Origin of the sequence: Streptococcus pseudopneumoniae, assembly GCF_001072315.1 — a bacterium.
GTDB lineage: Bacteria > Bacillota > Bacilli > Lactobacillales > Streptococcaceae > Streptococcus > Streptococcus pseudopneumoniae_R.
Window position 1 is genome coordinate 48,745 of sequence record NZ_JVLI01000072.1, and the last position, 24,401, is coordinate 73,145.

Annotated in this window: 25 protein-coding genes and 1 pseudogene; 19 read left to right on the forward strand and 7 right to left on the reverse strand. The window is 38.3% G+C overall.

Annotated features, from left to right (window positions below):
• The first annotated feature begins 14 nt into the window (after nucleotides 1–14).
• Nucleotides 15–272, forward strand: coding sequence for a DUF3884 family protein (locus tag ADH54_RS03330; protein ID WP_078706198.1), 258 nt, complete (start codon nucleotides 15–17; stop codon nucleotides 270–272).
• A gap of 282 nt (nucleotides 273–554) precedes the next feature.
• Here ADH54_RS03330 and ADH54_RS03335 read toward each other — a convergent pair whose 3' ends face one another.
• The 4 genes from ADH54_RS03335 to nrdH all read right to left on the reverse strand — a co-directional run bounded on the left by ADH54_RS03335 (nucleotide 555) and on the right by nrdH (nucleotide 5,076).
• Nucleotides 555–1,316 (reverse strand): DeoR/GlpR family DNA-binding transcription regulator, encoded by a 762-nt coding sequence (locus tag ADH54_RS03335; protein WP_049524031.1) that lies wholly within the window; start codon nucleotides 1,314–1,316, stop codon nucleotides 555–557.
• A gap of 143 nt (nucleotides 1,317–1,459) precedes the next feature.
• Entirely contained in the window at nucleotides 1,460–2,422 is a 963-nt protein-coding gene (nrdF, locus tag ADH54_RS03340) for a class 1b ribonucleoside-diphosphate reductase subunit beta (RefSeq protein ID WP_000451385.1), read from the reverse strand.
• Between the two features lie 195 nt (nucleotides 2,423–2,617).
• Nucleotides 2,618–4,777: a class 1b ribonucleoside-diphosphate reductase subunit alpha gene (gene nrdE / locus ADH54_RS03345; protein ID WP_049524032.1), complete on the reverse strand. Its 2,160-nt coding sequence runs from the start codon at nucleotides 4,775–4,777 to the stop codon at nucleotides 2,618–2,620.
• A gap of 80 nt (nucleotides 4,778–4,857) precedes the next feature.
• Nucleotides 4,858–5,076, reverse strand: coding sequence for a glutaredoxin-like protein NrdH (nrdH, locus tag ADH54_RS03350; RefSeq protein WP_000259240.1), 219 nt, complete (start codon nucleotides 5,074–5,076; stop codon nucleotides 4,858–4,860).
• Between the two features lie 349 nt (nucleotides 5,077–5,425).
• On the opposite strand from nrdH, the gene ADH54_RS03355 reads away from it, so the two are divergent.
• From ADH54_RS03355 to ADH54_RS03380, 6 genes are all read left to right on the forward strand, one after another.
• Nucleotides 5,426–5,689 carry a phosphocarrier protein HPr gene (locus ADH54_RS03355; RefSeq protein ID WP_000146947.1) on the forward strand — a complete coding sequence of 88 codons (264 nt, stop codon included), beginning with the start codon at nucleotides 5,426–5,428 and terminating at the stop codon, nucleotides 5,687–5,689.
• Nucleotides 5,690–5,694: 5 nt separating this feature from the next.
• A complete protein-coding gene (gene ptsP / locus ADH54_RS03360; RefSeq protein ID WP_020902391.1) occupies nucleotides 5,695–7,428 on the forward strand; it encodes a phosphoenolpyruvate--protein phosphotransferase in 1,734 nt (577 codons plus the stop codon).
• A gap of 133 nt (nucleotides 7,429–7,561) precedes the next feature.
• A complete protein-coding gene (locus tag ADH54_RS03365; protein WP_000031481.1) occupies nucleotides 7,562–8,056 on the forward strand; it encodes a YkgJ family cysteine cluster protein in 495 nt (164 codons plus the stop codon).
• 187 nt (nucleotides 8,057–8,243) lie between these two features.
• Nucleotides 8,244–9,287 (forward strand): glycosyltransferase, encoded by a 1,044-nt coding sequence (locus tag ADH54_RS03370; protein WP_049524033.1) that lies wholly within the window; start codon nucleotides 8,244–8,246, stop codon nucleotides 9,285–9,287.
• Nucleotides 9,284–10,195 carry a phosphodiester glycosidase family protein gene (locus tag ADH54_RS03375; protein WP_049524034.1) on the forward strand — a complete coding sequence of 304 codons (912 nt, stop codon included), beginning with the start codon at nucleotides 9,284–9,286 and terminating at the stop codon, nucleotides 10,193–10,195. The genes ADH54_RS03370 and ADH54_RS03375 overlap by 4 nt, the downstream gene beginning before the upstream one ends.
• Nucleotides 10,170–10,565 (forward strand): hypothetical protein, encoded by a 396-nt coding sequence (locus tag ADH54_RS03380; RefSeq protein WP_049524035.1) that lies wholly within the window; start codon nucleotides 10,170–10,172, stop codon nucleotides 10,563–10,565. Before ADH54_RS03375 ends, ADH54_RS03380 begins: the two co-directional genes overlap by 26 nt.
• Before the next feature lie 169 nt (nucleotides 10,566–10,734).
• On the opposite strand, the gene dhaQ is transcribed toward ADH54_RS03380, so the two are convergent.
• Both dhaQ and dhaS read right to left on the reverse strand, forming a co-directional pair.
• Nucleotides 10,735–11,724, reverse strand: coding sequence for a DhaKLM operon coactivator DhaQ (dhaQ, locus tag ADH54_RS03385; protein ID WP_049524036.1), 990 nt, complete (start codon nucleotides 11,722–11,724; stop codon nucleotides 10,735–10,737).
• Nucleotides 11,721–12,251: a dihydroxyacetone kinase transcriptional activator DhaS gene (dhaS, locus tag ADH54_RS03390; protein ID WP_049524037.1), complete on the reverse strand. Its 531-nt coding sequence runs from the start codon at nucleotides 12,249–12,251 to the stop codon at nucleotides 11,721–11,723. The genes dhaQ and dhaS overlap by 4 nt, the downstream gene beginning before the upstream one ends.
• Before the next feature lie 153 nt (nucleotides 12,252–12,404).
• Here dhaS and dhaK point away from each other — a divergent pair, with 153 nt between their 5' ends.
• The 5 genes from dhaK (at nucleotide 12,405) to ADH54_RS03415 (ending at nucleotide 17,927) form a co-directional block, all read left to right on the forward strand.
• A complete protein-coding gene (gene dhaK, locus ADH54_RS03395) occupies nucleotides 12,405–13,394 on the forward strand; it encodes a dihydroxyacetone kinase subunit DhaK (protein WP_049524038.1) in 990 nt (329 codons plus the stop codon).
• Nucleotides 13,395–13,415: 21 nt separating this feature from the next.
• Entirely contained in the window at nucleotides 13,416–13,991 is a 576-nt protein-coding gene (dhaL, locus tag ADH54_RS03400; protein WP_049524039.1) for a dihydroxyacetone kinase subunit DhaL, read from the forward strand.
• A complete protein-coding gene (gene dhaM, locus ADH54_RS03405) occupies nucleotides 13,991–14,365 on the forward strand; it encodes a dihydroxyacetone kinase phosphoryl donor subunit DhaM (RefSeq protein WP_049524040.1) in 375 nt (124 codons plus the stop codon). The genes dhaL and dhaM overlap by 1 nt, the downstream gene beginning before the upstream one ends.
• A gap of 647 nt (nucleotides 14,366–15,012) precedes the next feature.
• Entirely contained in the window at nucleotides 15,013–16,782 is a 1,770-nt protein-coding gene (locus ADH54_RS03410; protein WP_049524041.1) for a DUF262 domain-containing protein, read from the forward strand.
• A 314-nt stretch (nucleotides 16,783–17,096) separates the two neighbouring features.
• Nucleotides 17,097–17,927: an AbaSI family restriction endonuclease gene (locus ADH54_RS03415; RefSeq protein ID WP_049524042.1), complete on the forward strand. Its 831-nt coding sequence runs from the start codon at nucleotides 17,097–17,099 to the stop codon at nucleotides 17,925–17,927.
• A gap of 126 nt (nucleotides 17,928–18,053) precedes the next feature.
• Here the strand turns inward: ADH54_RS03415 and ADH54_RS12375 are convergent.
• A pseudogene (locus ADH54_RS12375) lies at nucleotides 18,054–18,347 on the reverse strand (DUF5960 family protein).
• Nucleotides 18,348–18,470: 123 nt separating this feature from the next.
• Between ADH54_RS12375 and ADH54_RS03420 the strand changes: the two are divergent.
• The 7 genes from ADH54_RS03420 (at nucleotide 18,471) to ADH54_RS03450 (ending at nucleotide 24,401) form a co-directional block, all read left to right on the forward strand.
• Nucleotides 18,471–19,163 (forward strand): YjjG family noncanonical pyrimidine nucleotidase, encoded by a 693-nt coding sequence (locus ADH54_RS03420; protein ID WP_049524043.1) that lies wholly within the window; start codon nucleotides 18,471–18,473, stop codon nucleotides 19,161–19,163.
• A 61-nt stretch (nucleotides 19,164–19,224) separates the two neighbouring features.
• Entirely contained in the window at nucleotides 19,225–19,878 is a 654-nt protein-coding gene (locus ADH54_RS03425) for a uracil-DNA glycosylase (RefSeq protein ID WP_049524044.1), read from the forward strand.
• 9 nt (nucleotides 19,879–19,887) lie between these two features.
• Nucleotides 19,888–20,352, forward strand: coding sequence for an NUDIX hydrolase (locus tag ADH54_RS03430; protein WP_049524045.1), 465 nt, complete (start codon nucleotides 19,888–19,890; stop codon nucleotides 20,350–20,352).
• 12 nt (nucleotides 20,353–20,364) lie between these two features.
• Nucleotides 20,365–21,633, forward strand: a complete 1,269-nt coding sequence (locus tag ADH54_RS03435) for a dihydroorotase (RefSeq protein ID WP_049524046.1) — start codon at nucleotides 20,365–20,367, stop codon at nucleotides 21,631–21,633.
• 13 nt (nucleotides 21,634–21,646) lie between these two features.
• On the forward strand, nucleotides 21,647–21,907 hold the full coding sequence (locus ADH54_RS03440) for a hypothetical protein (RefSeq protein ID WP_001105920.1): 261 nt from the start codon (nucleotides 21,647–21,649) through the stop codon (nucleotides 21,905–21,907).
• A gap of 10 nt (nucleotides 21,908–21,917) precedes the next feature.
• A complete protein-coding gene (gene pdrM / locus ADH54_RS03445; protein ID WP_049524047.1) occupies nucleotides 21,918–23,279 on the forward strand; it encodes a sodium-coupled multidrug efflux MATE transporter PdrM in 1,362 nt (453 codons plus the stop codon).
• A gap of 153 nt (nucleotides 23,280–23,432) precedes the next feature.
• On the forward strand, nucleotides 23,433–24,401 hold the full coding sequence (locus ADH54_RS03450; RefSeq protein WP_049524048.1) for a thiamine pyrophosphate-dependent dehydrogenase E1 component subunit alpha: 969 nt from the start codon (nucleotides 23,433–23,435) through the stop codon (nucleotides 24,399–24,401).

The window sequence follows — 24,401 nt, forward strand, 5'->3', positions numbered from 1 at the left end:
AGTGAGGCAAAAAGATGTTCAAAGATTTTATTCAATCAATTTATGAAAAAGTTTATATTATCAATTTTGATAAATGTTCTCAAATACCTTGTTTGACGAATGAAGAACTGAAAAGCCTTGGGAAATGGTATGTCTCGACCGGTAAAGAATGGATTTGTCATTCAGATTATGAGCTGGAAGAATTTAAAAATCTATTTTTAAATTTTATCAATCCTGAAGAATGGGATACTATCTCCTTTGATTCAGATTTTATGCCGTTTCAACAATCGTAACCAATTTCCAAAAAAGTTAAATCTTATATCTAGTACTCTGCAAAACTTTTATCTAATCACGTTGCTTATACTCAATGAAAATCAAAGAGAAACTTTAAACTAGAAAGCAAGTCGCAGATTTCTCAATGCATAGCTTTGAGGTGGCAGATAAAGCAATTGGGCAAAAGTCTTTAACGCAGAAAAACGCATAATATCAGGTGTTGAAAAACCTTGATACTATGCGTTTTATTGTGGGAAGATTTACTTCTGAAATTGAGTTGTTAGCCAGAATCTTTCAGTTTATTAAGGCTTGATGACTTTAGTAAGTTTAGATAGCTCAAAAAGGATTGAATCACTTAGTTTAGAATCTGAAACAATAGTATCAAGATTTGATACATTATAAAAAGTATAAAAATCAAACTTATTGAACTTACTATGATCTGCGAGCAAATATTTTTTATTAGAATTATTTAAAGCGATGCGTTGAGCCTCTCCCTCTTCCTCGCTAAAAGTAGCTAGAGCTCCGTTTTGAATACCATTACAGCTAACGAAAGCTTTAGAAAATTGGAGATTAGAGAGATTTTGTAGGGTCAATGTGCCAACAAAAGCACCTGTAATATCGCGATAATTTCCACCTATCAAAATCAAATCTGTTAATTTTCGTTCGCTTAAAATCAGAAAAACAGGTAGACTGTTGGTCACGACGCGGATATTGTCAATAGGCAACTCACGTGCAAAAAATTCTAATGTTGTTCCTGGTCCAATGAAAATAGTTTCTCTTTCTTCTACTAGACTGCCTGCAAAACGGGCTATTTCTTGTTTTTCTGCGATTTGTAAGCTTTGTTTTTCTATATTGGAACGTTCATTGTTTAAAATGGAACCTGTGCGAATTTTCTCAGCTCCCCCGTGCACACGAACAAGTAAATCCTTGTCAGCTAACTCTTGCAAGTAGCGTCTAGCAGTCATATCTGATACATCCAAGCGAGTCATGATTTCTTTTACAGTAATAGTTCCCTTTGTATTTACCGTTTCTAGAATATTATCTAGTTTTTCCTGCTTTAACATCCTTATCACCTCTATTTCTATTACTATTTTATCATAAAGTATTCAATCAATCAATTTAAAAAACAAAAGAAAACAAAAACAAAAACATCATGGTTGTTTTAAACAAAGCATGATGTTTTTTATCACTTATAAAATAGATGACCTTAGTCCAAACCGTAATTGTAGTCATCGTCTTGCATGGCTTCAACTTCACCAAGGAGGTAACCATTTCCGACTTGAGAGAAGAAGTCGTGGTTAGATGTCCCTGTTGAAATACCGTTCATAACGATTGGGTTCACATCATCTGCTGAATCTGGGAAGAGTGGATCTTGTCCCAGGTTCATGAGAGCCTTGTTAGCATTGTAGCGAAGGAAGGTTTTGACTTCTTCCGTCCAACCAACACCGTCATAGAGGCTTTCTGTGTAGCCTTCTTCATTTTCATAAAGAGTGTAGAGCAGGTCGTACATCCAATCCTTGAGTTTTTCTTGCTCTTCTTCAGGCAATTCATTGAAACCGAGTTGGAATTTGTAACCAATGTAGGTTCCGTGAACAGACTCATCACGAATAATCAGTTTGATGATTTCCGCAACGTTGGCTAGTTTGTTATTACCAAGATAGTAGAGCGGCGTGAAGAAACCAGAGTAGAAGAGGAAGGTTTCAAGGAAGACACTGGCAACTTTCTTTTCAAGTGGGCTACCGTTGAGGTAGATTTCGTTGACAATCTCAGCCTTCTTTTGTAGGTAAGGATTGGTATTGGTCCATTCGAAAATTTCTTCAATCTCAGCCTTAGTATTCAAGGTAGAAAAGATTGATGAGTAAGATTTAGCGTGAACAGATTCCATAAATTGGATGTTATTGAAAACAGCTTCCTCATGTGGTGTACGGATGTCTGCGCGAAGGGCTTGAACCCCAGTTTCAGATTGCATGGTATCCAAAAGTGTCAAACCACCAAAGACTTTTCCTACCAAGTCTTTTTCTACATTTGATAGCTTTCTCCAGTCATCCAAGTCATTTGACAAAGGAATACGTGTATCAAGCCAGAATTGCTCCGTCAGTTTTTCCCAAGTTGATTTGTCGATGACATCTTCGATGGCATTCCAGTTAATGGCTTTGTAGTAAGTTTCCATTTTGAAATCTCTTTCTGTGTTTAGTATTGCGAACTCACAATTACTTCTATTTTATCATAATCCTAGAGGAGTATCGCACAAAAAGTCGGAAGCCCGACTTTTTTGTTTTTCCATAGTATAGATGCTTATTCCTGTTTAGTTTAGCAGGGTGAATGAATCACTTATCTGAGAAAATGTAGTTTTCTCAAGCAAAGATTAAATCACACAGCTTTCACATTGGTTAGCACCGACTTCTCCACCATCATCTGTAAAGGTACGGACGTAGTAGATAGACTTGATACCCTTGTTAAAGGCATAGTTACGAAGGATAGACAAGTCACGTGTCGTTTGTTTGTTTTCTTTCTTCCATTCGTAAAGACCTTTTGGAATGTCACTACGCATGAAGAGTGTGAGTGAAAGTCCTTGGTCCACGTGCTCAGTTGCAGCAGCATAGACATCAATCACTTTACGCATATCCATGTCGTAAGCAGAAGTGTAGTAAGGAATGGTTTCTGTTGACAATCCAGCAGCAGGATAGTAGATTTTACCGATTTTCTTTTCTTGACGCTCTTCGATACGTTGCGTAATCGGGTGGATAGAAGCAGAAACGTCGTTGATGTAACTGATAGAACCATTTGGGGCAACAGCTAGACGGTTTTGGTGGTAAAGTCCATCTGCTTGAACCTTGTCGCGAAGTTCAGCCCAATCAGCAGCACTTGGGATAAAGACATCTTTGAAAAGTTCTTTAACACGGTCTGATTTTGGAACAAACTCGCCAGTTACATACTTATCAAAGTAGCTTCCGTTAGCATAGTCTGATTTTTCAAAGTTGTGGAAGGTGATACCACATTCACGCGCAATATTGTTTGACTCAACTAAAGTCCAGTAGTTCATAAGCATGAAGTAGATGCTTGTAAATTCAACAGACTCAGGCGATCCATATTCAATCAGTTGTTGGGCAAGGTAGCTGTGAAGTCCCATAGCACCGAGACCAAAGGTGTGGGCTTGGCTATTTCCATGGTCGATAGTAGGAACAGCTACGATGTGCGAACTATCTGTAACGAAAGTAAGGGCACGAACCATAGCACGGATAGAACGACCAAAGTCAGGTGAAGTCATCATGTTGACCACGTTGGTTGAACCAAGGTTACATGAAACGTCCGTTCCCATTTGAAGGAATTCTTGAGCATCGTTGATCAAGCTTGGTTCTTGGACTTGAAGAATCTCAGAACACAAGTTACTCATGATGATTTTTCCATCAACAGGATTTGCACGGTTAGCCGTATCAATGTTGACTACATAAGGGTAGCCAGACTCTTGTTGCAATTTAGAGATTTCAGTTTCCAAATCACGCGCCTTGATTTTTGTCTTGCGGATTTTTGGATTTGCGACCAATTCATCGTATTTTTCAGTAATGTCGATGTAGTTGAATGGCACACCGTATTCAAGCTCTACAGAGTAAGGGCTGAAGAGGTACATTTCTTCATTTTTACGCGCCAATTCGTAGAATTTATCTGGTACTACAACACCAAGTGATAGGGTTTTGACACGAACTTTTTCATCGGCATTTTCTTTCTTAGTTGAAAGGAAGGCGATGATGTCTGGGTGAAAGACATTGAGGTAAACAACACCGGCACCTTGACGTTGACCCAATTGGTTAGAGTAAGAGAAACTATCTTCGAAGAGTTTCATGACTGGTACGACACCAGAGGCTGCTCCTTCATATCCTTTAATAGGAGCTCCAGCTTCACGAAGGTTGCTGAGGGTAATACCCACTCCACCACCGATACGAGAAAGTTGAAGAGCTGAGTTGATAGAACGTCCGATAGAGTTCATATCATCCGTTACTTGGATCAGGAAGCAAGATACTAACTCCCCACGGCGAGCACGTCCAGCATTCAAGAAGGAAGGAGTAGCAGGTTGGTAGCGTTGGTGGATGATTTCATTGGCAATATCGATTGCAACAGCTTCATTTCCATCAGCAAAATAAAGGGCGTTAAAGAAGACACGGTCTTCCATACTTTCAAGATAGTATTCACCGTCGTTTGTTTTCAAGGCATATTGATTGTAAAATTTATAGGCAGCCATGAAAGACTTGAATTGGAAGTTTTGGTCTTTGATAAATTGATGCAATTCTTCCAAAAATTCTGGACGGTATTTCTTGATAAAGGCTGTTTCGATGTAGTTGTGTTCAATGAGGTAGTTGATTTTATCAGTGATTGAATCAAAAACCATAGTGTTTGGAACTACATTTTCTTTAAAGAAAGCATCCAAGGCTTCCTTATCTTTATGAAGCATGATTTGTCCATTAATAGGACGGTTGATTTCGTTATTGAGACGGAAGTAAGTTACGTCTTCAAGATGTTTTAATCCCATAAAATTTCCCTTATCTAATTACAAAAGAAAGGCTTCTAAGTTAGCCCTAGAAGCAGTTTCTTCTGGATGATGTACTAAGATTATGCTAATTGTTTCAGTTTTCCTGGTTGGAAACCTGAAAAGACTTCAGTTGGTGTTTGGATAACAGGAGCTGCGCTGAAACCGAGCTCTTTAACTTGATCGATGTACTCAGGTTGCTCATCAAGATTGATTTCACGATAAGCGACATTATTACTGTCCAAGAAACGTTTGGTCATTTTACATTGGACACAGTTATTTTTAGAATAAACGGTTACCATTGTGTAACTCCTCTTCAAAATTTAATACTATCTTAGTATATCAGAAATTAAAATTTTGTCAACGATTTGAAACTAAATATAGTGGTCTATTTTTCTGCTCAAGCTCACAAAACACAATATGTAGTGTTTGTTTTGTAAAATGATGATAATTATCCTATAAGTTGTTTTTTGGAAAACTATATCCTGTGTTTTGTTATCTAGAATAGAAGATTTTCAGCAAGTTATCTGAAAGGAAATCGAATAAATCCCATAAAATGCTTGAAAAAAATCCTAGAAGATGATATAATACCAAATTGTAAGGGTTATCACATATAACTCAAAAAAGAAAGAACAAAAGGAGAGTCAAACTATGGCTTCTAAAGATTTCCACGTAGTGGCAGAAACAGGTATTCACGCACGTCCAGCAACATTGTTGGTACAAACTGCTAGCAAATTTGCTTCAGATATCACTCTTGAGTACAAAGGTAAATCAGTTAACCTTAAATCAATTATGGGTGTTATGAGTCTTGGTGTTGGCCAAGGTGCTGACGTAACTATCTCAGCTGAAGGTGCAGATGCAGATGACGCTATCGCTGCAATCTCAGAAACAATGGAAAAAGAAGGATTGGCATAAGGGAAATGACAGAAATGCTTAAAGGAATCGCAGCATCTGACGGTGTTGCAGTTGCAAAAGCATATCTACTCGTTCAACCGGATTTGTCATTCGAGACTGTTTCAGTCGAAGATACAAACGCAGAAGAGGCTCGTTTGGATGTTGCTCTTGAAGCTTCTCAAAACGAGCTTTCTCTTATCCGCGAGAAAGCTGTAGGTACGCTTGGTGAAGAAGCGGCTCAAGTTTTTGACGCTCATTTGATGGTTCTTTCTGACCCAGAATTGATTGGTCAGATTAAAGAAACAATCCGTGCTAAGAAAGTCAATGCAGAAGCAGGTCTTAAAGAAGTGACTGACATGTTCATCACTATCTTTGAGGGTATGGAAGACAACCCATACATGCAAGAACGTGCAGCGGATATCCGCGACGTGACAAAACGTGTATTGGCAAACCTTCTTGGTAAAAAATTGCCAAACCCAGCTTCTATCAATGAAGAAGTAATCGTAATTGCGCATGACTTGACACCATCTGATACAGCTCAATTGGACAAAAACTTTGTAAAAGCTTTTGTAACAAACATCGGTGGACGTACAAGTCACTCAGCTATCATGGCACGTACACTTGAAATTGCAGCTGTATTGGGAACAAATAACATCACTGAAGTAGTGAAAGACGGTGATATCCTTGCCGTTAACGGAATTACTGGTGAAGTGATTATCAACCCAACAGATGAACAAGCGGCAGAATTTAAAGCAGCTGGTGAAGCTTATGCTAAACAAAAAGCTGAATGGGCACTTTTGAAAGATGCTCAAACAGTGACTGCTGACGGTAAACACTTCGAGTTGGCCGCTAACATCGGTACTCCAAAAGACGTTGAAGGTGTTAACAACAACGGTGCTGAAGCTGTTGGACTTTACCGTACAGAGTTCTTGTATATGGATTCTCAAGACTTCCCAACAGAAGACGAGCAGTATGAAGCATACAAGGCTGTTCTTGAGGGAATGAATGGTAAACCAGTCGTTGTTCGTACAATGGATATCGGTGGAGATAAGGAACTTCCTTACTTCGATATGCCACATGAAATGAACCCATTCCTTGGATTCCGTGCCCTTCGTATCTCTATTTCTGAAACTGGAGATGCAATGTTCCGTACACAAATTCGTGCTCTTCTTCGTGCTTCTGTTCATGGTCAATTGCGTATCATGTTCCCAATGGTTGCCCTCTTGAAAGAATTCCGTGCAGCTAAAGCCGTTTATGAAGAAGAAAAAGCAAACCTTCTTGCTGAAGGTGTTGCAGTTGCGGATGACATCCAAGTTGGTATCATGATTGAAATCCCTGCAGCAGCTATGCTTGCAGACCAATTTGCAAAAGAAGTAGACTTTATGTCAATTGGTACAAACGACTTGATCCAATACTCAATGGCAGCAGACCGTATGAACGAGCAAGTTTCATACCTTTACCAACCATATAACCCATCAATCCTTCGCTTGATCAACAATGTTATCAAGGCAGCACACGCTGAAGGTAAATGGGCTGGTATGTGTGGTGAGATGGCTGGTGACCAAAAAGCTGTTCCACTTCTTGTTGGAATGGGCTTGGATGAGTTCTCTATGTCAGCAACATCAGTCCTTCGTACACGTAGCTTGATGAAGAAATTGGACACTGCTAAGATGGAAGAGTACGCTAACCGTGCTCTTACAGAGTGTTCAACAATGGAAGAAGTTCTTGAGCTTCAAAAAGAATACGTTAACTTTGATTAATGTCATTAACCTTGTAACCTAGTTGCAAGGTTTTTTGCTACCTTTTGGAAAAGTATGGTCTTATAAAGTCCACTTTTCAATGAGCCAGAGGCATGATATAATAGGGGGAAACAAATAGAATAAGAGAGAAATCATGTCTAAAGAAATTGATATTGAGTATTACCATCAGCTAGCCTTGCAAAAGCAGAAGGAGCATCGAAAAGTTTTAGCCAATTTAAAGAAAAAACCTCCTAAAAACCTAGACAAGATAGCCCAGCAGATTCACCAAGAAGTTTTTGAGGAGATTGATTGCACTGCCTGTGCTAACTGTTGCAAGACATTGGGACCGGACTTTAAAGAAGCGGATATTACACGAATCGCCAAGTATTTTAAGATGAAATTACCAGCTTTTGAAGCTGAATTCCTTCAGGTAGATGAAGATGGGGATAAGGTTTTCAAATCCATGCCCTGCCCATTTTTAGGAGGAGATAACCTCTGTTCCATCTATGATGTTCGTCCAAAGGCCTGCCGAGAATTTCCCCATACAGACCGCAAAAAGATCCATCAAATCAACCATTTGACGATTAAGAATACCTTGACCTGTCCAGCAGCCTATCTCTTTGTTGAGAAATTAAAGGATAAGTTATAGAGACTGACTATCCTATTTATTATTATAAAGATACTGTTCTAACTCTGTAGAAATCATTTCTATGGAGTTTTCTCTTTATGGTCTATTTTTGAGAAATCATCAATTTATTTTTATAAAAAAGCAACTATAAGGATTTTTTAAGCAAGTGAACGTATACTTATACAAACCAAAAGAAAGAGGTGCGGATATGAATTATCTAGTTATTCCAGCATACCAACCTGATTTTAATCTGCTAACACTGATTGAAAAAATTCACGATAAAAGTGATTTTTCAATCATTGTGATTGATGATGGTAGTTCTCCTGAATGCCAAGAAATCTTTGCTCGAGCTGAAAACTATGGGACTGTAATTCGTCATCAGGTCAATCAAGGTAAGGGACAAGCTTTGAAAACAGCTTTTGAATACATTCAGTCACTCAAGAATCCTGGAACGGTGGTCACTGCTGACGCAGATGGTCAACATAGAATCTGGGACATCTTTCGTACCTTGACCAAATCAAATGAAAATCCCGATACATTAGTCCTTGGTGTCCGTGCATTTACAGGCAAGGTTCCCCTGCGTAGTCGCTTTGGAAACAGCTTGACCCGTATCTTATTTAAAATCCAAACGGGTGTCGCTGTTTCGGATACACAGACAGGATTACGTGCCTTTTCAACGGATATGATTCCATTTATGCTCAAGATAGAAGGACAACGTTATGAATACGAGATGAACATGCTCCTCGAAGCAAGCCAAGCTTACCCAATCTCGGAAGTTCCTATTGAAACAGTCTATATCAACGATAATGAGGCTTCTCACTTTAGACCTATTCGAGATGGCTTGATGATTTATAAAAATATTCTAAAGTTTGCGCTCTCGTCTTTTAGTAGTTTTATCGTAGATTATTTGGTCTATGCTCTCTCCATTCTATTCCTAAGTTTTATTCCATCGGGTTTACGACTTATCCTCTCAAATGGTTTGGCACGTGTGACTAGCTCCATCTTTAACTTTTCTACCAATAAAAAATTGGTCTTTAAGAATAAGGCTAGCAGTTTTAAAACAGGTTCAAGCTATTTCGGACTAGCAGTTGGTCTCTTTATCTTAGATACTATTCTAATTAGACTTTTTAATTCTGGTCTTGGAGTCAACTTGCTGATTGCAAAGATTCTTGTCGGAATCATGCTCTTCATCCTCTCATGGACAGTTCAAACTCGCTATATTTTCAAAGAAAGGAGTTTTAGTCCCCCATGAAAATTTTAAAGAAACCCTATTTATACGCATCGGTCTTGGGTATGCTCCTGACAAGTTCCTTTACCTATTCGATGTTGAAGACCTTTGTACTCGCGGAAACGATTTCCGTCGTATCCAATACCAGCTCCACATCTGACACTGCAGCAGCAAGTCAAGCAGCAAAAAATGCCCAAGTGACAGATAGCAGCTATTCAGATGGAAATATCAGTGTCAACCTAACTGAAAAAACTGTGAATGAAACACAGGTCTATGTGGCGGATGTGACTCTTAGCTCTGCAGATTATCTGAAGACAGCCCTAGCACAAAACTCCTATGGAACCAACGTCACAGCCAAAACTTCTGTAACAGCTGCTGAAAATAATGCTATTCTAGCTGTCAACGGTGACTACTATGGAGCCAATAGCTCCGGTTACGTTATCCGTAATGGAGTTGTCTATCGGGACAGTGTCCGTGAAGATGCTAGTAACGGTGACCTTGCCATTTATAAGGATGGCTCTTTTAAAATCATCTACGAGGACCAAGTTTCAGCCAATCAGTTAGTTCAGGACGGTGTGGTCAATCTACTGGCATTTGGACCTTCTCTAGTTGAAAATGGGGAAATCTCTGTCAGCACTAATGCAGAAGTTGGTCAGGCTATGGCTTCAAACCCTCGTACAGCTATTGGGATTATCGATGAAAACCACTACATCATTGTCGTTTCGGATGGTCGGACCTCTGAGAGTAAGGGCTTGTCTCTTTATCAGATGGCAGAAGTGATGAAGTCGTACGGAGTGAAGACAGCCTATAACCTTGATGGCGGTGGATCCTCAACTCTCTACTTCAATGGTCAGGTAATCAATAAACCGACTACAGGTGGAAGCAAGATATCAGAAAGGGCGGTGAGTGATATTGTCTACATCGGTTATTAAAAACAAACGCCTAAAAAAGGCATTAGTCGGCTATAGCATTCTTACTATTTTCTTTTTAGTATTTAGCCGTATCTACGAGTCTTTCAGTTTTGGGGAAACCTCCCTTCATATGCACTATCTTTTTGTAGTCCCCCTAGTAGGGGGCGTCATTCTGGCAATACTGCTGAAAATCATTCCAAACTTATGGCGAATCAGTCTAAACTTATGGAACTCGTCAGTAGCCGTTCTAACAACTGGTATGCTTTTTCGCGGAATCGTCAATCTATCAGGTCGTTCAACGACCCTAGATCAACCCTACTGGTATGTTGGTATAGCTTTTGCTATCTTAGCTATAGTATCACTTTTCTTTCAGAAGAAAAACAGTAAGTAATTAGCTGAAAAATGAAAAAACTGGTTGTTGAGAGAAACAGCCAGTTTTTGATAGAAGAATTGTAAAAGGTAGATGGACTGTTTGAAATGGCAAGAATGAGTTCTTTTAAACGTAAGATAAAAGCAAAGGGCTATCAAGTGATGTAGCCCTTTTGGATTATACAAGCAAATTACCATGCAAAAGCTGTCGTTGGAGCATTGAGCGCTTCTAACCACTGTTTATTTTTTACAGGGCAAAGAGTTACGGATATACCTGCCATATCTAGACTGGTCATAAATGTTCCTGATTTTATAAAGATAATAGTGACTCCTTCGATTTCTAAGAGTTGGAGGAGATCATTGATAAATATGCCCATTTCTAGGTTGCTAGTGGTGCCTAGATTATTTACAAGTAATATAAATTGATCACCCTTTTTCCAATGATAGTGCAATCTTAATTTACTTATAATTTCATTTGCCAGGATTTCCGATGATTGGAATGGGACGATACGATAGCCTTCTTCGCCATGTATCCCAATACCATAAGAAATATTTCCTTCTTCCAAGTTAAATAGTGGAAGGGTGGCTTGGGGGAGACTAGCAGATTTCGTTGCAAAACCGATTGTTGCGATTTCGGGAGCAAGTTCATGACTTAAATCAGTTAGTTGCTCGATGTCGGCACCATTTTGAGCTGCATATCCTAGAACTTTATGAAGTAAAATAGTCCCTGCAAGCCCTCTTCCTCTAATTTGAAATCTATTGTGAGGTTCAATAGAAATATCGTCGTGTGCTAGACTATAGCCGACCTTAATTCCTTCTTGTCTAGCAGTATTAATGGCCCAGCTAAATTCTTTGATGTCTGCTTCGAAATTTTTTACAATGATGAAGACACCGTGACCATTGTTTAAAAAACGAATGGACTCTAAGATTTCAGTTCTTGTAGGAGGAGTAAATAATTGGCCATAGATAGCAGCGGTAAGCATGCCTTCTCCCACATATCCAATATGCGCAGGTTCGTGACCGGAACCTCCACCCGACAATATTGGAACCTGATGAGGATTGCGATTTTTTTGATAGACTAGTGGTAAAGTAGGGTGTTTTTCTAATTCAGGATGACTGCTGACAGTTGCTGAAATGTAACTTGAAATAATTTTCTGTTTATGATTTGAAATAAATGTCATTGTGGTCTCTTTCCAATAATCGTCATGATGAGATAGTCTGGTTGTGGAACTGGACTTTTTTCATTGACGTAAGCCTTCACGATTTCTGCTATAGCGTGTGAATGATAGTCTAACAAAAAATTAGTATAAGCAGATGAATCGATATCAATTTGCCCATATTCTCTTAAAATTTTTGATACAAGCAAGCGACAGTAGCTGATAAAGTGGTCATAGAAGTTATTTTGCCCTTGAATATCAAAAAGTTGAATATAAAAGTTACGCTCTTGTTCGAAATAAAGAAATAATTCTTGTAATAGTTTTTGGCCTGAAATGAAGTCCAAGTTATTAGTGATATACTCGGTTAAGTCATTTTCAAATATCCAGTCTAGCAGTTCATATTTGTCAAGAAAGTGATTGTAAAAGGTCTGTCTACGAATGCCAGCTGATTCCATGATATCCACAATAGAGATTTTATCAAATTCTCTAGTAGCTAATAGGTCTCTAAATGCCTTGGCAATTCGTTTTTTTGTAATGAGTGATGATGCCATAGGAAACCTTTCTTTTACTTACTTCATTTTACCAAAAAAATGTTTTAAACGGGTTTAAAAGGGGACAAATAATAGAATCTGTCCCTTATCAGCCAGCAGTAAAAAATATATAATGAAAGCGAAAACAAAGATACATGCCGAAAGGAGTTTCTCATGAAAAAAATTATAAATGAACCGACACAAGTTGTTGATGAAATGTTGCAGGGCTTGTCATTCATGCATGATGACTTGGTAGAACGGTTAGATGGTTTTGATGTCATCGTTAGAAAGGCAGAAAAGACAGGGAAAGTTGGGCTCATTTCAGGTGGAGGTTCAGGACATGAACCAAGTCATGCTGGATTTGTAGGAGATGGAATGTTGTCTGCTGCCATTTGTGGAGCAGTCTTTACTTCACCTACTCCAGACCAAATTTTAGAAGCCATTAAGGCGGCTGATGAAGGTGCTGGAGTTTTCATGGTCATCAAGAACTATTCTGGTGACATTATGAACTTTGAAATTGCACAAGAACTTGCTGAAATGGAAGGTATTGATGTAGCAAGCGTTGTAGTCGATGATGATATTGCTGTTGAAAATAGTCTCTATACCCAAGGGCGTCGAGGTGTTGCAGGTACTATATTAGTCCATAAAATTTTGGGGGCTGCAGCTCGTTCTGGTAAATCATTATCTGAAATGAAGGACTTGGCCGACAAACTTGTCTTAGAAATTAAAACAATTGGCTTAGCTCTATCTGGCGCTACTGTTCCAGAAGTTGGGAAACCAGGTTTTGTTCTAGAAGATGATGAATTTGAATATGGAGTTGGTATTCACGGTGAGCCAGGATATAAAAAAGAGAAAATGCAACCTTCAGCACAATTGGCCTCAGAATTGGTTGAGAAACTATCTGAAGGTTTCCAACTTAAAGATGGTGAACGCTATGGCCTTCTCATCAATGGTTTGGGAAGCACCCCTCTTATGGAGCAATATGTATTTGCAAATGATGTGGCTAAATTACTCCATGAAAAAGGTGTTGAGTTGGCATTTAAGAAAATTGGAAATTATATGACATCAATTGATATGGCTGGCCTGTCATTAACATTGATTCGATTGGCAGATGATGAGTGGTTGGATGCTCTAAATGAACCTGTTATTACACCAGCTTGGTAAAACTCAAGGAGGAAATGTCGTATGAATGCTGAACAAGCTCTTGAATGGATGAAGCTTTTTAATGAAAAGATTCAAGAACAGAAAGATTACCTTAGTGAGCTAGACACCCCTATAGGAGATGGAGACCACGGTGGAAATATGGCGCGTGGAATGGCTGCAGTTATGGAAAACTTAGAAGGAAAGCAATTTGAAACAAGCAGTGATGTTTTTAAACTTGTCTCAATGCAATTACTGAGTAAGGTAGGCGGTGCTTCTGGACCCTTGTATGGCTCTGCTTTTATGGGAATGTCCAAGGCTGATTCAAATTCGAAATTAGAAGAAATCTTACAAAGTGGTTTGGATATGATTGTCAAACGTGGGAAAGCAGAAGTTGGAGAAAAGACAATGGTTGATGTTTGGACTCCTGTTATTGCTGCCTTGTCTGCTGGCCAATTGACTCAAGAGGTTATTGATCAGGTAGTGAATGCTACCAAAGATTTACTTGCAACTAAAGGAAGAGCATCTTATGTAGGAGAACGTTCTCTTGGACATATTGATCCTGGATCATTTTCATCAGGATTACTCTTTACTGCTCTTTTAGAAACTGGGGTGGTTTGATGGGAAGTATTGGTCTTGTTATCGTTTCACATTCCAAAAACATTGCACAAGGTGTCGTTGAACTGATTAGTGAAGTAGCTAAAGATGTTCCGATTACTTATGTAGGAGGAACCGAAGATGGAGGAATTGGAACAAGTTTTGATCAAGTAGATAGGGTTGTTTCCGACAATCCAGCAGATACTTTACTTGCCTTTTTTGACCTAGGCTCTGCTAAAATGAACTTAGAAATGGTGGCTGATTTCAGTGATAAAAGTATCATGATCAATAGGGTTCCAATTGTAGAAGGTGCCTATACTGCAGCTGCTCTTCTTCAGGCTGGTGCAGAACTGTCAGTTATTCAAACACAGTTGTCGGAGCTTGAAATCAATAAATAAGGAATCTTCCTATCATTTCTTTTATAGGTGAGCTATTGATTATCTCAACTATCAAATTTTAAGTAAATAATTTCAAAATCAGAAAGGGACTGCTTTGGGCAGTTCCTTTTTAATGTAAAAGGAGTAGAATCATAGCGTTTCTAAATTGTTAATACTCTTCGAAAATCTCTTCAAACCACGTCAACGTCGCCTTGGATTATATATGTAACTGACTTCGTCAATCTTATCTACAACCTCAAAGCAGTGCTTTGAGCAACCAACCTGCGGCTATTTTCCTAGTTTGCTCTTTGATTTTCATTGAGTATTAGTTAATTGTGTGAGGTGCTTTATGTTATAATGTTCTTAATGAATTTTTAGAAAGGAAAACTCTCAAATTGTCCTACAAATTTCTACTCTTCGAAAACAGTAGAAGTTAGATATTACAATTTAATGCAGTAAAAACCTTGAAACTTAAAAATTTGAAGGCTTTTTGGTATTATTTAGGGGTGTAGATAGATTTCAAATTATAATGGTATAACTTGTTAACATTCCAAAGATGTAATCGTTAAAAGGGAATTAAATCGTTAGATAGTTCGGACATAGTTAGTGTTTAATTGTTAGCGTTTTAGTGGTATAATATCATCAGAAAAGATTATTGGAGAATTTGAATGAGAAACGATATTAAACCGGCTTTACAAAAAGTAAAATCTTATTTTGAAAAATCAGAATTTTATATTCCTACCTATCAGAGACCCTATGCTTGGCAAGTATCACAATGTGAACAACTCATTGAAGATATTAATCTTCATATGGAAAATTTCGATGATAGATCCCAAGACAATTATTTCTTCGGTGCTATTCTCATCGCTCAAGAATCTGGCGAAGAGCATGAAGTAACCTTGATTGATGGGCAGCAAAGAACAACGACATTTATGTTACTTCTTAAGGCAATCTTATTAAAGATTGATGAGGAGCTTGAACTTCTACCGACTCTAAACACTGACGCACGCAGATTAGTGAAACATCTTAATGGTCTTAAAGAGCAGATTGTCACAATGCTTTTCAATGTTTCAGATGACGAAAAAGATGATTTCGTTGATGGACTGTATTATCCTAGCGATGATAGAATAAAGTATCTAAATCATTCGATTTCAGAAAAATATGCTAGTGAGATGACTACTATCTTGCTAGGTAAAGATTTTATATCTATTAAAGATAGAGTTCACCAAATCTATCGTCGCCAGAAAGACAACCGCTATACTAACTTCTATAAAAACTTTAGATATTTTTACAATATGTGTAACGAATTGAATGTTTTTACTCTTATCAATTTTGCTAACCACTTTATTGATAATTGCCAAGTGATTACTATTACAAGTTATAATACTGATCAGGCAATAAATATTTTTAATTCTTTAAACGGGACTGGTGTTCCATTGACCCCAATTGAAGTAATCGTATCTAAGACCACTGCAAATGCATCAGATAGGAAAAACTTCGAAAAAAATTGGCAAGAGATTGTACAGCGTACAGATTCAGCTAGATTAGACTTAAATGCGTTAATTACTCACTATATTTTCGTAAAACTTTCAGAACAAAACAGTGCTGATCGAAGGAATCCTGGTATAAGAGCCTTTTTCTCAAAAAATAAACATCTATTGAATGAAGATGTTCTCTTTACTGATGATCTAAATACAATCTTAAATAATTTTGAACGAGTATCTGAAACTATCAATGGTCAATTGATAAACAAATTAAACGGTAATTTACGACCTTTTGTTAGTAGTTATCTATTTTTCAGACAAGACAACACATATCTGGAATATTTACTTAGACTTGGAGTTTTAATTGAATTATCTGAACTCTCATATAGCCATAAACTTTTTAAAGGCTTCCTAGAAGAAATTAATCTGATGTACAGTCAAGTCGATTCAATTTCAATCGACGAACTTATTTCAAAAATAAAGAACCATATTCATACTAATTTTGTTTATGAAGACGTTAAACAAACTTTGACTGAAAGTGGTGTTTCAAATTCTATTATTTATGTAAATGAATTCCTATTTGCATTGGAAAAAGGTATGGACTTTAATTTAAATGGGAATATTGATATTGAACATATTATGCCACAAAGTGGTTTGAATAGAGAAAATATTATGTCAGATGCTGGACTAGAAAGCCAGGAAGAATTTAGAGATTATGCTGAGAAGCTTGGTAATAAGATTCTCCTTGAATCCGAAATTAATCGTGGAATTGGAGATGCTTGGTTTAGAACAAAAAGAGAGAATACAATCACAAGTGGTCATGGGTATATAGATAGTAAGTTCCCAATAGCTAAATCTCTTGTTAATTATGTAAATGACACTTGGACTAAAACTGACATTGAAGTGGCAACAGAAAAAGCTGCTAAACGAATTGCTGATTTTATTTTTGAATAAACTAGAACGATAGAATTAAGAGATAAGTTATAATTATGTCATTAAATCAAGTTACTATAGAAATTCCATTAAATATTCAGAAAGGTTTAGATTCTGGAATTTATAAACGTAATGGTTCAATAATCAGAAATACATCAGACCGCAGTTTAATTTTAAGAACTTCTTTATAAATTTTAACAAAGTCATTAAGATGTTATTTGTTGGAATGTAAGTATCATGACAATCGTAGGATGTCATTTATGATTTCTATGTAGTAAAATAAATATTTAAGCTAAGTGTGAAATAATAATCAGTTTATAAAAGAGAGAAATATTATGAGTACAAACTATGATGAATTGACATACTATTCAAAAATGTTGACTAAGATTAAGTATAAGAAATACGAATTTTATGTCATTTCACGCATCATTCATTTGCTAAATGATTTTGAAATTCAGTTTACAACACAACAAATTGTGAAAAAACCTGATGGAAGGCGCTATTTGATTGACCTTTATTTTCCACAATTCAAACTGGCTATTGAAATTGACGAGTCTCATCATTTGTCACAGGAAGAAGCTGATAAATACAGAGAAAAAGAAGTGATTCATTTATTGAACACTAAGTTTGAAAGAATTAATTGTACAAAAAATGCTTCTTTTGAGAGCGTTAATCACCAGATTGACCAATTAGTAAATAAAATTAAGGTGCTAAAGCAAAATTCTAAAACCTTTGTTCCGTACTCTTATAGACAAGAATACTCTGTCAAAAAGTGGATTGAAAATGGTGTTATTCATATAATGGATACTGCTAAATTTAGAACTCATGTAGATGTATTGAAACTCTTTGGAAAAGAAGTTAAGAGTCATCAACGTGCCACTTTTTTATTGAGAGAAGACCTTCAGTTGTGGTTTCCTAAATTATATCCTAATGCTGACTGGATTAATACTATTTCAAGTGATGGATCGATTATTGAACAAACTAAGTCTAACGGATATATGGAGGTTAAGGATATAAAAAACTCTATTGTGTTTGCACATTTTAAGGATGTATTAGGAAATACCTATTATGTGTTTAAGGGGATATTTCGATGTGTGGATAATACTCCTAAAAAGATTATCTACGAAAGAATTGCAAATGAGATAGATTTAAGTGATTTTTTGTAAAAAAGAGACTTGGCAAAAACTCAATTTCAAAAGAAAAGGAAGTAAATTGTTCCACAATAAAACGTAGATTTTTCAACACTTGATATTATGCGTTTTTTTGATTTTAAAACCTTCTTGCCCAGCCTCTTAATTTAGATTTCTCAAAGTTTTATGATAGTAGTAATTTCTAGTCAACTTACTTTCTTTCACGGATTCAACATAAAAGATGAAGTAGTACTTACGATTATCTTACGCATTTTCTTTATTTAATTTGAAGTAGTTCTTCATAGATTTAGACTCGGTATGCATAATGTTATCTGTTAAGAAAGTTAAAGGTGCCTCTAATGCAGAATACTTTTAGAAATCTATTTCAAACTTATGATAGCTCTCGCTGAAATAATCCGTTTGCAATTCGTTTCTGTAAAGTTCAAGCTGACTAATGATTTACATATGATTCAAATATGATAGCATTCGCTAGAGAAGTGACTACTATTCTTATCGTATAATGTAAACATATTTGAACATGATGTTAAATTTTGCTCCCTTAGAAAGGAAAACCTCAAATTGTCCTATAAATTTCTACTCTTCGACCTCGACCACACCTTGCTTGATTTTGATGCTGCTGAGGATGTGGCTTTGACCCAACTTCTAAAAGAAGAAGGGGTTGCGGATATTCAGGCTTATAAAGACTATTACGTTCCTATGAACAAGGCTCTCTGGAAGGACTTGGAGCAAAAGAAAATCAGTAAACAAGAGCTGGTTAACACGCGCTTTTCTCGTTTATTTGCTCATTTTGGACAGGAAAAAGACGGTAGTTTTCTAGCCCAGCGTTACCAATTTTACCTTGCCCAGCAGGGGCAAACTTTTTCAGGCGCTCATGAATTCTTGGATATCCTTATCGAGCGAGATTATGAGCTATATGCTGCGACAAATGGAATTACTGCCATTCAGACAGGGCGTTTGGCTCAGTCTGGTCTGGCACCTTATTTCAATCAAGTCTTTATCTCTGAGCAATTGCAAACACAAAAGCCAGATGCTCTCTTTTATGAAAAAATTGGTCAACAGATTGCAGGTTTTAGTAAAGAAAAGACGCTGATGATTGGAGATTCCCTAACCGCCGACATTCAAGGTGCCAATAATGCGGGGATAGACACTATCTGGTACAATCCTCATCACCTCGAAAATCACACACAAGCCCAGCCTACTTACGAAGTCTATTCCTTCCAAGATTTGCTGGATTGTTTAGATAAACTGTAAAAAGTGGTTTCCATAGCCACTTTTTGCTATAATAGAGGCAGTAAAAATGAAGGAGTCGGCTATGGAACACTCGTCTTGGCATGATTTGATAAAGGAGCAATTACCTGAGGGTTATTTCGGGAAAATCAATCAGTTTATGGAGCAGGTCTATGCTCAGGGTACTGTTTATCCGCCCAAGGAAAAGGTTTTTCAGGCTCTATTGACAACACCGCTTGAAGACGTTAAGGTGGTGATTCTAGGGCAAGATCCCTATCACGGACCAGGTCAAGCGCAGGGCTTGAGTTTTTCTGTACCTGACTCTATCCCAGCTCCGCCTTCCTTGCAAAATATCTTGAAAGAATTGTCAGATGATATCGGAGTTAAGAAATCTCATGATTTGACAGCTTGGGCTGAACAAGGAGTCTTGCTTCTTAATGCTTGTTTGACAGTTCCTGCTGGTCAGGCCAATGGTCATGCTGGTCAAATATGGGAACCCTTTACTGATGCTGTAATTCAGGTGGTCAATCAACTAGATAAACCAGTAGTCTTTATACTCTGGGGAGCCTACGCACGCAAGAAGAAGGCCTTAGTTACCAATCCTCGTCACTTGATTATCGAATCAGCCCATCCCAGTCCTTTGTCAGTTTATAGAGGATTTTGGGGTTCCAAGCCTTTTTCCAAGGCCAATGCATTCTTAAAAGAAACAGGACAAGAGCCAATCGATTGGCTTAGATAAGGAGAAAATATGCCTCAGTTAGCGACAATTTGCTACATTGATAACGGGAAAGAACTGCTCATGCTTCATCGTAATAAAAAGTCAAATGATGTCCATGCGGGTAAATGGATTGGTGTGGGTGGTAAGCTAGAGAGAGGAGAGACGCCTCAGGAATGCGCAGCGCGTGAAATCCTTGAGGAAACAGGGCTCAAAGCCAAGCCAGTTCTAAAAGGTGTCATCACTTTTCCTGAATTTACACCAGATTTAGACTGGTACACCTATGTTTTTAAGGTGACAGAGTTTGAGGGTGAATTGATTGATTGCAACGAGGGGACGCTGGAATGGGTTCCTTATGATGAAGTTCTGAGCAAGCCAACTTGGGAAGGTGACCACACCTTTGTTGAATGGCTTTTAGAGGACAAACCCTTCTTTTCAGCCAAGTTTGTTTATGATGGGGATAAATTGTTGGATACCCAAGTTGATTTCTATGAATAAAGGAGAAAGTAGATGCTACTAATCAAAAACGGTCGTGTAATGGATCCTAAGTCTGGTTTGGATCAAGTGTGTGATGTCTTAGTTCAAGATGGGAAAATTATCAAAATTGCGCCTGAGATCACGGAAGAAGGAGCAGAAATCATAGATGCTAGTGGTCTTGTAGTTGCTCCTGGCTTGGTCGATATTCATGTTCATTTCCGTGAACCGGGACAAACTCATAAAGAAGATATTCATACGGGTGCCCTAGCAGCTGCTGCAGGTGGTTTTACAACGGTTGTCATGATGGCTAATACTAGTCCAACCATTTCAGACGTGGAGACTTTGCAAGAAGTTCTCCAGTCAGCTTCCAAAGAGAAGATTCATGTCAAGACAGTTGCGACCATTACTAAGCACTTTAATGGCCAAGATTTGACTGACTTTGAGGCACTCTTAGAAGCTGGTGCGGTTGGTTTTTCTGATGACGGTATTCCGCTTGAAAGTAGTAAAGTTGTCAAGGAAGCCATGGAGGAAGCCAAAAAACTCAATACCTTTATTAGTCTTCATGAGGAAGATCCAGGTTTGAATGGGATTCTTGGCTTTAACGAAAATATTGCTAAAGAACATTTCCATATCTGCGGTGCGACCGGGGTGGCTGAGTATGCTATGATGGCGCGTGATGTCATGATTGCCTATGCAACTAAGGCCCATGTTCACATCCAGCATTTGTCTAAGGAAGAAAGTGTTAAAGTAGTTGAGTTTGCTCAAGGTTTGGGTGCGCAAGTCACAGCAGAAGTAGCGCCACAGCATTTCTCGAAAACAGAAGCTCTCCTTTTGACACAAGGAAGTAATGCCAAGATGAATCCGCCACTTCGTTTGGAATCAGATCGTCGTGCTGTTATCGAAGGTCTAAAGTCAGGTATCATCACAGTTATCGCGACTGACCACGCGCCTCATCATGCAGATGAGAAAAACGTTGAGGATATTACCAAAGCGCCATCTGGTATGACTGGTTTAGAAACATCACTGTCCCTTGGATTGACTTATTTGGTCGAAGCTGGTGAGTTAAGCTTGATGGAATTACTCGAAAAGATGACATACAACCCAGCCAAGCTTTACAACTTTGAAGCAGGTTACTTGACTGAGAATGGTCCAGCGGACATCACTATTTTTGATGCTAAGGCTGACCGCCTTGTGGACTCCCATTTTGCTTCGAAAGCAGCTAATTCACCCTTTATCGGTGAAACCTTAAAAGGGCAGGTTAAATACACCATCTGTAAAGGACAAATCGTCTATCAAGCTTGATAGGAGTTGGAATATGAATTATTTTCGAAAACGTAGGGAGAGAAAAGCAAAATCTAATAGCGGAATTTACTGTCCCGCATCTAATCGTTCTAAAATTCAATATGAAACTAAAGAAAAAGCTGATCATGCGGTTCAATATGATAATGGAGGTTTAGTTAGAAGCTATTATTGTCGTACATGTGCGTGTTGGCATACTACTTCAAAATCTAATAACCCTCCGCTAAGTTTGAAAAACTATGGTCTGAAACTCTTTGGTTTAGATAAATCAGAATAGAAAGAGAAGTATGTATAAGACAAAGTGTTTACGAGAGAAGTTAGTATTATTTTTAAAAATTTTCTTCCCAATCCTGATCTACCAATTTGCCAATTATTCTGCCTCTTTTGTTGACACTGCAATGACAGGTCAATACAATACTATGGACTTGGCTGGTGTGTCTATGGCAACCAGTATCTGGAATCCTTTCTTTACCTTCCTAACAGGAATTGTGTCGGTCTTGGTGCCTATCATTGGTCACCATCTTGGTCGTGGCAAAAAGGAAGAAGTTGCGTCTGATTTTTACCAGTTCATCTATTTGGCCCTGGGGCTATCTGTGGTCTTGCTGGGACTGGTAGTTTTTCTGGCACCACCCGTTTTAAATCATATCGGACTAGAAGCACCAGTGGCAGCAGTAGCGGTTCGCTATCTCTGGTTTTTATCTATCGGGATTATCCCTTTGTTGCTATTTAGTGTCATTCGTTCCTTGCTGGATTCGCTGGGGTTGACCAAACTGTCTATGTATCTTATGCTTTTGTTACTTCCTCTCAATAGTGGATTTAACTACCTCTTGATTTACGGGGCCTTTGGTGTTCCAGAACTGGGAGGTGCTGGGGCTGGTTTAGGAACTTCTTTGGCTTACTGGGTCTTGCTGGGGATTTCTGTTCTGGTTTTATTTAAACAGGAAAAGCTCAAGGCTCTACACCTTGAAAGACGAATTCCATTTAATATGGATAAAATTAAGGAAGGAGTTCGCTTAGGTCTGCCCATTGGAGGAACTGTCTTTGCGGAAGTGGCTATCTTTTCCGTGGTTGGCTTGATTATGGCTAAGTTCTCGTCCTTGATTATCGCTAGTCACCAGTCAGCCATGAACTTTTCATCTCTCATGTACGCCTTTCCCATGAGTATCTCATCGGCTATGGCCATTGTCGTTTCCTATGAAGTGGGAGCTAAGCGATTTGATGATGCGAAAACCTATATTGGTCTAGGAAGATGGACAGCTCTCATTTTTGCGGCCTTCACCTTAACCTTTCTTTACATTTTTAGAGGAAATGTGGCCAGTCTTTATGGTAACGACCCAGAATTTATCGATTTGACAGCGCGTTTTTTGACTTACAGCCTTTTCTTCCAGTTAGCAGATACCTTTGCGGCACCGCTTCAGGGAATTTTGCGGGGTTATAAGGATACAGTTATTCCTTTTTACCTTGGTTTGGTTGGTTACTGGGGGGTGACACTTCCAGTAGCTATGGTATTCGACTCTCTAACAGATTTTGGAGCTTATTCTTACTGGATCGGTTTGATTATTAGTCTAATTGTGAGTGGGGCCCTCTACCGTTGGCGTCTAACTGTGATTATGAAAAGATTTGAATCTTTAGCAAAATCCAAACGCTAAAAAGTTTGTGAAAAAATATTCTTGATAAGGAAATCCCTTATTCCTATAGGGTTTTCTTTTTTATTTTGTGAAATTTCCTTGAGAAAAACTTTGACAGTATTTTCTAAAAACGGTAAAATAGTAAGGTAAGAAGAAAGTTAGAAAGGCAAGAAGATGTCAACTTTAGATAAAAATCTTTTGCTAGAAATGTTCCGTAAGATGGAAGAAATCCGTCGTATGGACTTAAAAATTGCGCAATTAGTAAAGAAAGGGAAAGTGCCAGGAATGACGCACTTTTCTGTTGGAGAAGAGGCAGCTAACGTGGGTGCTATGTTGGCTCTCAATCCAGATGATCTGATTACCTCAAACCACCGTGGACACGGGCAAGCCATTTCCAAAGGAATTGACCTCAACGGGATGATGGCTGAAATCCTTGGTAAATACACTGGAACCTGTAAAGGAAAAGGTGGTTCTATGCATATTGCCGACCTTGATGCTGGGAACCTCGGTGCCAATGGTATCGTAGGTGGTGGTATGGGAATCGCTGTTGGTGCAGCTCTCAGTCAGCAAATGCAACATACCGGAAAAATCGTTGTCTGCTTCTTTGGAGATGGTGCGACCAACGAAGGTGTTTTCCACGAAGCAGTAAATATGGCTTCTATCTGGAATCTGCCAGTAATTTTCTATTGCATTAACAACGGTTATGGAATCTCTGCGGATATCAAGAAAATGACCAATGTAGAGCATATCCATCAACGTAGCGCTGCTTATGGGATTCCTGGAATGTTCATCGAAGATGGAAACAATGTCATCGATGTCTATGAAGGATTTAAGAAAGCCGTAGATCATGTTCGTGGGGGCAATGGACCTGTATTGATTGAAAGTGTTACTTATCGCTGGCTTGGTCACTCATCATCTGACCCTGGTAAATATCGTACGCGTGAAGAAGTGGAATTGTGGAAACAAAAAGACCCGATCGAAAACCTTCGCAAGTACCTCATTGAAAACACTATTGCAAGTGTCGAAGAATTGGAAGAAATCCAAGCGCAAGTAAAGGAAGCAGTAGAAGCTTCTGTTAAATTTGCAGAGGAAAGTCCATTCCCACCGCTCGAATCAGCATTTGAAGATATTTACGCAGACTAA